General features: G+C 39.0%; 9 protein-coding genes. All 9 read right to left on the minus strand.

Annotated features, from left to right (window positions below):
• Positions 1 to 5: 5 nt before the first annotated feature.
• Positions 6 to 695, minus strand: a complete 690-nt coding sequence (locus tag ACHCNF_RS02640; RefSeq protein ID WP_408071249.1) for an MBL fold metallo-hydrolase — start codon at positions 693 to 695, stop codon at positions 6 to 8.
• A 129-nt stretch (positions 696 to 824) separates the two neighbouring features.
• The gene (locus ACHCNF_RS02645) at positions 825 to 3,104 is read right to left on the minus strand and encodes a RelA/SpoT family protein (protein ID WP_408071250.1); all 2,280 of its coding nucleotides are present in this window, start codon (positions 3,102 to 3,104) and stop codon (positions 825 to 827) included.
• A gap of 26 nt (positions 3,105 to 3,130) precedes the next feature.
• Complete coding sequence (locus tag ACHCNF_RS02650) at positions 3,131 to 3,655, minus strand: adenine phosphoribosyltransferase (protein WP_408071251.1); 525 nt, start codon at positions 3,653 to 3,655, stop codon at positions 3,131 to 3,133.
• Positions 3,656 to 3,837: 182 nt separating this feature from the next.
• Positions 3,838 to 4,905, minus strand: a complete 1,068-nt coding sequence (locus ACHCNF_RS02655; protein ID WP_408071252.1) for a hypothetical protein — start codon at positions 4,903 to 4,905, stop codon at positions 3,838 to 3,840.
• 17 nt (positions 4,906 to 4,922) lie between these two features.
• Complete coding sequence (locus tag ACHCNF_RS02660) at positions 4,923 to 6,458, minus strand: HAMP domain-containing sensor histidine kinase (protein ID WP_408071253.1); 1,536 nt, start codon at positions 6,456 to 6,458, stop codon at positions 4,923 to 4,925.
• A 2-nt stretch (positions 6,459 to 6,460) separates the two neighbouring features.
• On the minus strand, positions 6,461 to 9,550 hold the full coding sequence (locus tag ACHCNF_RS02665) for a mechanosensitive ion channel domain-containing protein (protein ID WP_408071254.1): 3,090 nt from the start codon (positions 9,548 to 9,550) through the stop codon (positions 6,461 to 6,463).
• Positions 9,551 to 9,589: 39 nt separating this feature from the next.
• Positions 9,590 to 10,264 (minus strand): response regulator transcription factor, encoded by a 675-nt coding sequence (locus ACHCNF_RS02670; RefSeq protein ID WP_408071255.1) that lies wholly within the window; start codon positions 10,262 to 10,264, stop codon positions 9,590 to 9,592.
• 67 nt (positions 10,265 to 10,331) lie between these two features.
• Positions 10,332 to 11,018, minus strand: coding sequence for a hypothetical protein (locus tag ACHCNF_RS02675; RefSeq protein ID WP_408071256.1), 687 nt, complete (start codon positions 11,016 to 11,018; stop codon positions 10,332 to 10,334).
• Positions 11,008 to 13,116 carry a glycogen debranching protein GlgX gene (gene glgX, locus ACHCNF_RS02680; RefSeq protein ID WP_408071257.1) on the minus strand — a complete coding sequence of 703 codons (2,109 nt, stop codon included), beginning with the start codon at positions 13,114 to 13,116 and terminating at the stop codon, positions 11,008 to 11,010. Before glgX ends, ACHCNF_RS02675 begins: the two co-directional genes overlap by 11 nt.
• Positions 13,117 to 13,270: the final 154 nt, after the last annotated feature.

Here is a 13,270-nt window from a genome sequence, read left to right on the forward strand (position 1 = left end):
TTAAATCACAAATACATATTATGTGTCTTTTCAAAACCAATTGTGGTTGTTTCACCATGTCCCGGATAAACTACAGTGTCGTCAGGAAGACAAAACAATTTCTCATGGCATGACCTTGTAAGTGTAGCTGCAGATCCACCGGGAAAATCCGTGCGTCCCACAGAGCCATTAAACAAACTATCGCCACTTATTAAAATATTGTCATCCTCAAAATAATAGCAACATCCCCCTTGCGTATGTCCCGGAGTTGCAATGGTTTTAAATGACAGTCCTGCGCATTCACACATCTCGCCATCTCTAAGAAGAACATCCGGTTTTATTGAAGCACTTACTCCAAACATGCTGGACAGATTGTAGTAAAAATCCTCACAAACCATTGCTTCCTTTTCGTAAGCATATACCTTTACTCCTGAAAGTTCCTTTAATCTTCCGGCCCCCATCATATGGTCAAAATGACCATGTGTAAGATATATTCCTTCAACCTTGAATCCCCTCTTTTTCAGTTCTTCGTAGATAAGCTCTCCCCTATCCGGTGGGTCAAAAAAAACGACCGGTGTAAGCTTTCTTGACTCATCGGGATCGTTGCTGACACCGTGATCATTTCCATCCTCTTTAAAAATAAAATAGCAGTTAGTCTGTAACATTCCCATGCACATTGAACCAACTGCCGCAGTTCCTATATCCTTATTTTTCATTTACTTACCTTTCAACCAGAAGTCCCGGTAAAAAACTGATTAAAAAATCTCAATCAAGTCACCAGGCGCTGGAACATAACGCCCGGTGCAATAATATCTAAAACCTGTTGTCATTTATAATACGCTGTTTTAGCCCGTTGTTCTCTCTATATCGATGACACTGTCTATGTTCCTTATCTTATCAACAATATCTCCAAGCTCTTCTCTGCTTGATACCTGGAAGGATGTCTCCATAGTAGCAAGCCCCTGTTTGCTTGTCCTTGTATTCATAGAAAGAATATCAACATTTTTCTCTGTAAGAGCCCTTGAAACATCAGCAAGAAGTCCGGATCTGTTATTAGCAAATATATTGATGGTTGCAACATATTTTTCGCCAAGTGCATGACTCTCCCACTTGGCCTCTATGAGTCTCGTGCGGTCTTCATGTTGCATGGAACGTACATTGACACAATCTTTTCTGTGAATTGATACGCCGCGTCCTCGCGTTACGAAACCAACTATAGGATCACCCGGGACAGGATTACAGCATTTTGAAAACCTGACTGCCACGTCATGAATTCCCTTGACTATAATGGCGCTTCCGGAACTACTGATCCTTGGGGTGACATTGGATTCAGCAACAGCAGCCAATACCTCTTCATCGGTCATGTTCTGTTTATGATCCTTTTCATAAAGCTCGAGGATCTTATTAACAACCTGTCCTTCCTTTAGTCCGCCATGTCCCACTGCAGCAAGAACCGCATCCCAGCTATGGAATCCATATTTACGAACTATCAGGTTCTGGTACTCAGGCTTCATGATATTATAAATATCAATTCCCTTGGAACGGCAATACTCAACAAGTGTTTCCTTACCCTTGCTTATATTTTCTTCCTTAAACTCGTTCCTGAACCACTGATTGATCTTATTTTTCGTAGAAGTACTGCCAACAATACTGAGCCAGTCTCGACTGGGTCCCTTGGAATTCTGGCTGGTCAGAATTTCTATTCTGTCACCATTTTGTATTCGGTAGTCGATAGGAACCAGCTTGCCATTCACCTTGGCTCCGATCATTTTATTGCCTACGGCACTGTGTATACTGTATGCAAAATCGATAGGAGTAGATCCTGCGGGAAGATTCTTGACTTCTCCATTAGGTGTAAAGCAATATACATCCTCTGAAAACAGATTGAGATCACTCTTAAGAAGATTCATAAATTCCTGGTTATCAGACATGTCCTGTTGCCATTCCAGAATTTGTCTAAGCCAGGTAAGTTTCTCCTCTTCCTGTCCTTCCGCATGCTTGCCGTCAGATGCTTCTTTATATTTCCAGTGTGCAGCAATACCATACTCAGCTGCACGATGCATATCATATGTTCTTATCTGAATCTCAAAAGGTTGTCCCGAAGCGCCTATCAGTGTAGTGTGAAGTGACTGATACATATTAGGCTTAGGCATTGCGATATAATCTTTAAATCTGCCCGGAATGGGCTTATACATCTCATGGATTACGCCAAGAGCTGCGTAACAATCCTTTACAGAATCAACAATAATTCTCACAGCAAATAAGTCATAAAGCTGATCAAGGGTCTTTCCCTGGTTATGCATTTTCTTATAAATACTAAAGAAATGCTTAACTCTGCCATTTACTTCCCCCGGTATACCGGCTGCACTGATATGCTGTCTGACCTCAACACAAATCTCTTCTACGTATTTTTCTCTCTCTACCTTTCTCTGAGCAACTCTCTTAACCAAATCATAGTAAATATCCGGCTCCAAATATTTTAGAGAAAGGTCGTCAAGTTCAATCTTGATCTTACTGATACCAAGTCTTCCTGCAATGGGGCTGTAAATATCAAGAGTTTCCTGAGAAATCCTCTGCTGCTTCTCAGGCGGCATATGTTTTAGAGTACGCATATTGTGCAGTCTGTCTGCAAGCTTAATAAGTATAACCCTGATATCCTTTGCCATGGCCAGAAACATCTTTCGCAGATTCTGAGCCTGCATCTCCATCTGATCAGGAGTTTTAGATGCATAGTCACCGGATAGTTCCAGTCCCTGCAGCTTGGTAACACCGTCCACAAGAAGTGCTACTTCAGCACCAAACTGCCTTTCAACCTCTTCCTTCGTGTAAATTGTATCCTCTACCACATCATGAAGAAGTCCTGCTGCAATTGTCTCCTTATCCATTTCAAGGTCAGCAAGAATAATTGAAACACAGAGTGGATGAATAATATAAGGCTCACCCGACTTTCTTCTCTGCTCCTTATGAGCCTCTGCTGCAGCCTGATAAGCCTTCTCAATCAATGTAATATCATCAGAGGGATGATATCTGCGGACACGAGTAATAAGCCCTTCATAGAGGGCCTCGGGAGACTGAAATTCGTCGATCGATTCAATTTTGCCATCATCAAATTCTGTCCGTCCCATACAATTAACTCTCCGCAACTAAAAAATTATTTTCCTTCATATGTGAGTGCAGAATAAAGCTTGTAATTGCCAAGTGCTTCTCTGCCCTTAAGGCCTCTGAGCTCCATAAGTACAAGAACTCCTGCAACCTCACCGCCAAGCTTCTCGATCATCTTGATCATAGCATTGACTGTACCGCCTGTAGCAATAAGGTCGTCAACAATGATTACCTTCTGCCCCGGCTTAATGGAATCCTTATGCATCTCAAGAGTAGCCTTACCATATTCAAGTTCATAGTCCTCAGACACTGTCTCGCAGGGAAGCTTACCCTCTTTTCGAATAAGCACAAAACCCTTTCTCAAATTGTAGGCAATGGCTGTTCCGAAGATAAATCCTCTGGATTCAGCTCCTGCAATAATATCAAAATCTACTCCTTCAATAAGCTTCTGCATCTCGTCTATAGCAAGATGAAGTCCGTCAGGATCCTGAATAACTGTGGTTATATCACGGAACATGATGCCCGGTTCCGGAAAATCAGGTATAGTTCTTACATATTCTTCTAACTTCTTCATATTATCTACCTCATCATAATCACAAAAGATTAAAAGTCTTTATAACTAAATTAGTATATCACGAATTTTACTCAAATACTAAAAAATTTATACATATTTAATACAGTGTATGCATTTTTAACACAATAAACCCTCTTTACCGAATATATCAGCAAAGAGGGTTCCATGCATTAGTTCTGTTTTTATTCAAGCTTAAACTCTATTGTTTCTCCGCCCATGTCACCAATAAGCGCGAGACTTTCAACATTTTTGAGTTTCGATGCATCCATCTGTTTTATCAAAACCATGCTCTTCTTTTCTCCGGAGGTAATCGTTCCTGAATAGGAGCTTAAGTCATTTTCCAGCATGGTAACATTTGTATATCCAATATTTACACCATTAAGTACAATCTGAAAATGCGGGTTAGCCTTAACCATATCAACGGTAACGTCCATTCCGCTTGTATTAGCAAGTCTGAAATTAAGTATCAGCAGTTTTTTACCGGAAGTAGCCGTTATTACAAAAATATCGTCATTATCGGGATAGGTCCCGGCAACGCTGTATCCCGAATAGGTAAGAAACATTCCTTTAGAAAGTTCCTGTCTCATACCATCCACTATTTTATCAGGTTCTGCTGCAGTAGTCTCTCCATCTGCAGAAGGCATTGTAGGCGTTTCTTCCACAGATGAGTCCTGTCCCGGATTACTTTCAGCAATCTCACTTTCTGTATTTTTTAATCCTTCATTCAGCTCATCCTCATATTTATCAAGAAGTTCATCTATATCGTCTTCAATTTGTGTATCAACAGAACTGCCATCCGTGTTTGGAGCATCTACGGTTGTTTCATTAACTGCCTGTTCAGAAGAAGTATCTGCTTCAGAATTATCATTACCTGTCTGTTCTGAGTTTTCATCAAGCTTCTCTTCGGGTGTTTCCTCTGATTTGCTATCATTATTTGTATCAGAATTATCCCCATCAGACTGCTCCAGGTCTTCCTTCAAATTCGCTACGTCCTCAGCATTCAAAGCATCTCGCTCAGCCTTTGCTTTTTCTCTGGCTTCCTTCTTCATCTGTCTTTCAAGCTCAAGCGAACTTAAGGAAGATAGCTTTTCAACTCCGTTGTTTGAATACTTCATAAGAAGACTCACCATATAATGAACAGTCTGATCATGCTGATCCTGAGACATTTCCGGAAACTGTGACCCACAGCCCGTCAGAAAAAATCCTGCAACAAAACATGTAATTAAAGCCTTTACAACACGTTTAACCATAAACGCCTCCATAAGGTTTATCTGGTCTCAAGTTCAAACCAAAACTCCACACCATTATCATAATTATTTACGCCATACCCCTGGTGCATCGATTCCATAATCGCTTTAACAATTGAAAGTCCCACTCCGCTGCCACCATATTCTCTGGTTCTGGCCTTATCAACCTTATAAAACTTCTCCCATATGTGATCGATACTATCCTCCGGTATAGGCTCACCTGTGTTAAACACAGAAATTCGAACTTTATCCTCATATGTCTTTAGCTTTATTTCAATTATACAATCACCGCTTAAGTGATTCAGAGCATTGCTGAAATAATTCATAAGAACTTCTTCTGTCTTGAACTCATCAGCCCAAACATAGATAGGAGGATAATTGTCAAAATGCACCGAAGCATTTTTCTGCTTCGTTAATATATCGGCTGATTTTATATAATTCTTAATAGTTTCGGTGATATCAAATCTTTCCATCTGGGCTACATCATTTCCGAATTCCAGCTGATTAAGGGTTAGAAGCTTTTTAACCAGTGTATCCATCTTGGATGCTTCATCCCTTATGACATCACAATAAAATGCCATACTCTCAGGATCATCGCTTATGCCTTCCTCAAGACCTTCTGCATACCCCTGAATAAGTGCTATAGGAGTTTTCAATTCATGAGATACATTTGATAAAAACTCCCGACGCATTTCATCTATTTGTTCCTTGCGTTCAATATCCTGCTTTAGCTCGTTATTTGCTGTCTTAAGTTCCTTGATTGTTGATTCCAAAGTTTCCGACAGCTCATTGATATTCTCACCAAGAATATCTATCTCATTTGTATTCTTTTTCTTATTATTTGGCTGATACTTCGCCTCAAAATTAAGGTTCTTCATTTCTTCGGAGATTTTAGAGAGCTGAAGTATAGGCTTTGTAATCCTGTTACTGAGGTATAAAATACTGATTGATCCAATGATAATTGCTATGATTCCAGCATAAAGCATAAAATTGTTGGAAATTCCGACGCTCTCCCTTATTCCTGCAAGTGCGCTTCTAACCATTACAATGTATCCCGAATCTATGACTCCCCATATTTCAAGATATTCCGTGTTTAAGCGCTTATCATTTTCAATCTGAATTGTATAGTCTTCATTTTTTTCAATAATTCTTTTTACGCCATCACTGCCTCCCAGAAGGCTGTCCCCTATAAGGTTTTCCCATAAAATGTGAGCCATATAGTCAGCATCACTTGAGGATGATTTTATCATCTGTGAATCAGCATCAAGAACTATAAGATCTATTCCATATTGATCGTAGATACTTTGAAGCTCTATGTCATATTCATCGGTAGAAAAGCTTCCATCGGTGGAAGCCTCGTCTATACTCCTATAGGCATTTTTTACCACATCCAACTGGTGTGATAAATAGACCCGCTCCAAAAAAAAATGGGTTATAATGTTCAGAAAAACTATCATTCCGACCATTACAAGCAGGAACAGAATATTAAGTTCCGTTCTCAAAGATAACTTTACTTTTTTATTTTCTGAGTTAGCCATGTCTTTTCTTATGTCCAATTTCATTCCTTCTGTTGTTCCATTACTCCCGGAATCGGCTCTGGATAATTATCAGTTTCAGGAGGTGCCTCATGTTCCACCGGATTGTTGACTACAATCTGCGGCATTGCAAACCTGATATTATTCCTTTCAAACATCATTTTCAGTTCGCGGTTTAATTCTCTCGCTACCCTGCCTCTATAGAGTCCCTTTGTGTGGATTGCAAACTGTAAAGCGATGCCATGATCTGAAATCTTCTGTACACCCATGTATTCCGGTCCCTTAACATTCTCATCATCGGTGAGCTTCACAAACCTCTTATGCATGCCCTTCATTTCATTTAGAATTATGCTTTCTACATGGGCAAGAGGTTCATTAAGATCAATATTAACAGAAGTAGTCAATCTGTTATATTGATTTGAAGGGATAGCCACATAGTTCTTAAACTCGCTGTTTCTGACCACCAACAGCTCTGAAAATCTAAGAATCTGCGTAGTTCTTATTCCTATGCTGAGAATAGTTCCATACCTGTCATTGAAATAAACAGTTTCACCTGCCGTAACAGTCCCTTCAAAGACCATGAAAATACCGGCAAAAATATCCGCAAAAATACTCTGACAGGCAATGGATATTATAACCGAAACAACACCTGCGGATATTGAAAAATCGAACCCTTTATTCACTCCCAGAATCGAAATACACATAAATATGCTTGTTAGAAATGAAGCATATTTAATAAAACTGTTAAGCAAATGGCAGATGGTTTCAACATGAGATCCCGATGCCCTTGCAATAAAAAACAGTATTTTGTGAAGGATAAAGGAAGCGGCAATAATTATCAAAATAGCTATTCCGCTTTTTGTAACCGTGATTATGTTTACACCGCTGCTCCAATTAGGCGAAAGCACATAATACCATATGGAATCATCATTTAAAGTGTTAAAAAACAATTGCTGACCTATAATCAGTACAACAAAAGCAAGAATAATTCCACGTACAATGGATTTTCTCTTTCCGGATGCACTCTTATCGGACCATGCTACACTATCATCCGGCCATCTTATCTCAAAAAATGGCTTTCCCTTATCAAACAGGCTGTAAAACATATCAGAAAATGTTTCAATATTTTCAGGTTTCTTTTCGTCTGACAGCTCTGTAGAATACTTTTCTTCCTCAATTGCATTTCCCGGTTGTATAAAAACAACCACCATTAAAGCCATGGAGAAAAATGCAAACACAGTCGTCAACAGGACCGGTATGGCATTATCAAGTCCTATCCTGCTCTTTTCTCTCATAACCAGGCAGATATCATCATATATCCTCATTGAATAGGCATAATAGTCCCTATCTTTCATGGTCTGGATTCCGCTATAATCCGGAGTAAGAACATCCTTACTAAGGCCGGCATCCTCTACCGACATATTACTGTAATCTTCTCTTAGGTTTATGCCCTCCCCGAAAAGATAATAAGCGTAACTACCATAATCTTCTTCATAGTTGCCGTCTTCCATCGAAACCGAATCATATTCGTTTTCACTAGCATAATCTTCACTATTTTTTATCAAAGCAGCTTTTTGGAACATTTCAGATTCTTTATTGATCAATGCAAAGAAAGACCCTTCGTACATATTTCCCTGCTTGATAATATTATCAAAGCCCACACGTTCCTGCATGGTTTTTATATCTGTAAGATCCATCTCAATACGGACAAAACCGTTTGGCTCGCCACTATCACTTCTTAAGCAAGCTCCAAAATATTGAATATAATTGCCGGAAACAGCATCTTCTTCAGGTTCCTGTACCATATTCTCACTACCCTTAAGAAGCGGATAAAAATCTGAATCCTTAGTTATCTGCTCCGCCACATAGGGAGAATTAGACAGCTCTGACTTACCATTTTCATCATAAACAGAAATATAATCGACCCCAATACTTTTTGAAATTCTGTTCAGATCACGTTCCTGAAGTGGATGGTCAGTAGCTTCGATAATACTTTTTACCATAAGGCATTTACTGAGATATTCCGCGTCAGTATAGCTTTTCCAAATAGCTTCAAAGGTATCAGCAGCTACAAGCTTTGAAGTTATATACTCAGCTTTATCCTCGCAGTCCCGATATTTATCCATGAACATATCGAGAAGTTCAACCCATCCCGATAAAAAGAATATCAGTAAAAGAGAAATGATCATTCCCAAAAAGAGCTGTTCTGAAGGCTTTCTGTATTTAGAAGGATCGCCTTCTTTCAGAGAATCTGTAAGGGTAAAGAATAGAAAGAACATCACAAGTCCTGTAAAAAGTGCCAGAACTATCATAAAGTTGACTACAATGATATCTGCATCGTAAAAAATATCCAATTGCGGAATCATGGCAATCAGATACATATTTCCATATTTGATCCTTGTTCCGTACAAGATCTCATTTTCAACCTCGATCTTATGTACCTGACCCGCTTTACCAAAAAGAGTCTTCAAGAATTCATAATCTAAGGTTTTACCTTCATACTTTATATCCAAGTCCTTTATAGTGCCATCTGTCCCATAGATAAAGGAAAGAACCCTGTCATTTTTCGGATCAACCGCCAATATACAACCATCCTCACCTACAATCACATTTGCCAGTTTTCTGGACCAGTTGTTTAAATATTCCAGATCCTTTTCTTTTTCCGTAAATCCATATTTTATCTTTACAGTCCAACGGCTGCCCGCATTATGATAATATACATTCTCAGAATCTTCGTCGTTCTCATCTTCAAATCCGTCATTATAAACAAGGTTATCGTCTTTATCATAGACAGCCAAGGCTTCAATGCCTCCTGCCTCCTTATAGTTCTTAAGAAAATCTTCAGCACTTTTAATAGTTTCAAAATTCCCCAATGCCAAAGCAAGACCATTTATTCTGGCCTCATGATTGGCATTGATTTCATTGATTGTGAAATCATCGTTTTCAATAAAATCCCGGGCAACATCGGGTATGCTTTTGGTAGAATACAAAAGCTCTGCAATACGATTTTTTTCACATATTTTGAAAACAGCACCGCGGATCACAAAATAAAAAATGATCAGGCTGATCAGCCATAAAACTATGATGATAAAGCGTTTTTTCTTAACAGTCACTATTATTTCTCCTGCTTAAGATAAGAACCCTGATTATTATTACGCTTCAAATTTGTAGCCCATGCCCCATATTGTTTTGATCAAATTTCCCTTTTCTCCCATCTTGCCACGAAGTTTTTTCACATGAGTGTCGATAGTTCGAGCATCGCCAAAATAGTCATAATTCCAGACATTGTTTAATATTTTCTCTCTGGAAAGTGCAATTCCCCTATTCTCTATAAAATATGTCAGAAGTTCAAACTCCTTAAATGAAAGCTCTATCTCATTTCCATCGATTGTAACATTATGAGCAGCCTTGTTTATTACAATTCCGCCTGCTTCTATAATATCTTCACTTGAACCCTGAGCAGTTCTCCTCAAAATAGCTTCAACTCTTGCAACAAGTATCTTGGGACTAAAAGGCTTACCTATATATTCATCAACACCCAGCTCAAATCCCTGAAGTTCATCCCTTTCCTCAGTTTTTGCAGTAAGCATGATAATAGGAACTTTAGAATAATTCCTTATTTCTCTGCATACCTGCCAGCCGTCCATCTTAGGCATCATGACATCGAGGATAATTAGAGCAATATCCTTTTCATCAAAAAATATGTCGACTGCCTTTTGACCATCTTCGGCCTCGATCACATCAAAACCACTTTTCACAAGAAAGTCCCTTACAAGCTTCCTCATTCTGGATTCATCATCTACAACAAGTATCTTTAATTTTTCCATTTTTCTTCACTCTCCCAAACACAGTATATTATTTAAATGTGTTTATTCTGTTTACAATTTGGGTATATCACTCTCCGATTTCGTTTCCGTATTCGGTATTATCCTCAATTCTCAATTCTCTTTCCTTGATTCTTACAGCTTTTTCACGCTCCTTAAGGGATTCCTCCCATTCGGCAAATCGATTAGTTACATTCTGTTTGTAGTTAATTATATTATCATTATCAGATTTTATAACCACCACAAACATTGCTACAACAAGCGCTACAAGTAACAAGTTCATAGCTATAAGAATAACTAAAACAGCCTTAGGGTCCTTTTTCTTTTTTTGAGGAAGAGGTGTTATATACTGCCTTGGGTGATATTCATCCTTCAGATCAACTTTTGTAAATTTGGTATTCACAGGTATGGGAATAAGATCCTCTTCCCGCACTCCTGCAGCTATAAGCTTATCCCGAAGCTTTGCAAGGTAATGCCATCCAACAGGCGTAGAAAATATCCTGTTAGATATGGCCTTTTCATATACCGCCTCAAGATCAGCCACCTTTGTTGAATGGATTTTTTGCCCTAAAATCGCAATCTTCTGCTTATCCGTTTGAGCCTTCTTCACGTCCTCCTTTGACAGAAATTCGTATCCATCCACAACCAGATTAATCTCTTCTTCAGAAACAGACTCTTTTTTTTCTACATTACTTGTTTCAACATTTGTTTCATTTTTTTCTTCAGCGCTGCTTTTATTTTCGTTGTCATCTGCCATAGCCTTCTCCATATGCTGCTATAAACACACTAACGCTTCTTGATTTAAGTCTCCAGTTAGGTATAGTTAACGGCTTGGGACGATTATTAAAATATCGTTTATCCTCTGCTGCAGTATCAACAACCAGTGTCCAGTACGCGCCCTCAGGTGGCTCCGGAAGTGTTATCTGTATATCTTCCCAATATACATTAACCGACATCAGGACTATGTCGTCATGGCCTTTTTTTCTGATATATCCGGCAAACATAATGCTTATAACCTTGGTACTGTCATTGATATTGGTATTGTAAGGATGATCTGTAAACACAGAAATATGCGGCAGACCTGACATTGCCGGCTTTAAATCCTTACGGATGCATGGGTGCTTTCTTCTAAACTGAATCATGTCTCTGTAAAAATCGAAGTATTGTCTGTTCTTACTAAACAGATTCCAATTGAGCCAGGATACTTCATTATCCTGACAGTAAGCATTGTTATTACCATACTGAGTGTTGCCAAATTCATCTCCGGCAAGAATCATGGGCGTTCCTCTACTGCACATCAAAACAGTAATGGCATTGCGCATCATTTTAAAACGAAGATTATTTACTTCCTGATTATCAGTCTCTCCTTCATGGCCACAGTTCCAGCTTCTATTGTCATTTGCACCATCTGTATTGTTCCATCCGTTTGCTTCATTATGTTTTTCATTGTATGCAAACATATCATATAGTGTAAATCCATCATGACAGGTTATGAAGTTAACTGAAGAATCATACCCTGCATAGTTGTGCCCATACATGTCCATGGATCCTGTTATACGGCTTACTGCTTCAGGTGCAGCCCAGTACTCTCCCTTTAGAAAAGATCTGATGCTGTCTCTGTATCTGCCATTCCATTCAGCCCATCTGCCCCAGGACGGAAAAGAACCTACCTGATACATACCACCGGCATCCCATGCTTCAGCTATAAGTTTTACATCCCCCAGAATCGGATCAAAGGCAAGTCTTTGCAAAAGAGGCGGAGCATCCATAGGAGCACCGTTTTGGTCTCTTCCAAGAATACTTGCAAGGTCAAATCTGAATCCATCAATTTTATATTGTTCAACCCAATAATGCAGACATTCAACTATCATCTGTTGAACCATTGGATGATTACAATTAAGAGTATTGCCACAACCGCTGAAGTTGTAGTAATCTCCGTCAGGTGTCAACATATAATAAATATTATTGTCAAATCCCTTAAATGAAATGAACGGGCCATTCTTATTACCCTCCGCCGTATGATTAAATACTACATCAAGTATTACTTCTATCCCGTTTTCTTTTAAGAGCTTAATCATCTCTTTAAGTTCAAAGCCCTCTCTGTTGTATTCCTCAGTGGAGGCATAGCTTGTATTTGGAGCAAAAAAGCTAACTGTATTGTATCCCCAGTAATCCAGAAGAGTTCTGCCATTAACAACTCTCTTATCTCTGGTCTCATCAAATTCAAAAATAGGCATAAGCTCTACAGCCGTAACCCCAAGCCTCTTAAGATAATCAACTTTTTCCATGATGCCGGCAAATGAGCCTCTGCACTTTATACCGGAAGACTCATCCATTGTAAAGCCGCGTACATGCATTTCATAAATGATTGAATCACTCATAGGAGTTTTAAGCCAAGTAACTTCGCCCCAGTCAAAATCATTTCTGACAACTCTGGCCCTGTACGCCTCTTCAAACTTTATAGTCTGCCCCCAAACACGTTGTCCCACAACAGCCTTGGCATATGGATCAAGCAGGATATGGTTATAGTCAAAAAGTAATCCCTTCTCCTCATCCCAGGGTCCATCCACACGGTAGGCATATTCCATATTTTCAATCGATAAACCAAATACAATCATGGAATGTACTTTGCCAATTCGATAGTTTTCCGGAAAAGTAAGCGAAACATAAGGTCTCTCCTCACCTCGATGATATAAAAGAAGTGTTACCTTTGTTGCTCCGTTTGAATACACTGTAAAATTTACGCCATCAGGCAGAACAGTTGCGCCATTGATATCATAATAGCCCGGGCGAACCCTGAATCCATTAATAACATCAGCTGCAAGTACCTGTCTGTTTTCTGCTGATCTTCTCATATCTTTATCATATGAAAAAGATATATTGCCATATTTTATTCTTGGTCTTTTAAACTCTGTCATACGCAATTGTTAGAGGATATCCCCTCTTTCCTCTCACTTTTTGTATAATTCAAAATTAGTAAATTCCAACAATATACTACTATAATTGTAA

It is taken from the genome of Butyrivibrio sp. NATIVEDY162, assembly GCF_045999815.1.
Lineage (GTDB): Bacteria > Bacillota > Clostridia > Lachnospirales > Lachnospiraceae > Butyrivibrio.

Bases quoted from the DNA above. Each gene is read 5' to 3' on its own strand.
- ACHCNF_RS02640 (WP_408071249.1), bottom strand. From the start codon at position 695: ATGAAAAATAAGGATATAGGAACTGCGGCAGTTGGTTCAATGTGCATG.
- ACHCNF_RS02645 (WP_408071250.1), bottom strand. From the start codon at position 3,104: ATGGGACGGACAGAATTTGATGATGGCAAAATTGAATCGATCGACGAA.
- ACHCNF_RS02650 (WP_408071251.1), bottom strand. From the start codon at position 3,655: ATGAAGAAGTTAGAAGAATATGTAAGAACTATACCTGATTTTCCGGAA.
- ACHCNF_RS02655 (WP_408071252.1), bottom strand. From the start codon at position 4,905: ATGGTTAAACGTGTTGTAAAGGCTTTAATTACATGTTTTGTTGCAGGA.
- ACHCNF_RS02670 (WP_408071255.1), bottom strand. From the start codon at position 10,264: ATGGAAAAATTAAAGATACTTGTTGTAGATGATGAATCCAGAATGAGG.
- ACHCNF_RS02675 (WP_408071256.1), bottom strand. From the start codon at position 11,018: ATGGCAGATGACAACGAAAATAAAAGCAGCGCTGAAGAAAAAAATGAA.
- glgX (WP_408071257.1), bottom strand. From the start codon at position 13,116: ATGAGAAGATCAGCAGAAAACAGACAGGTACTTGCAGCTGATGTTATT.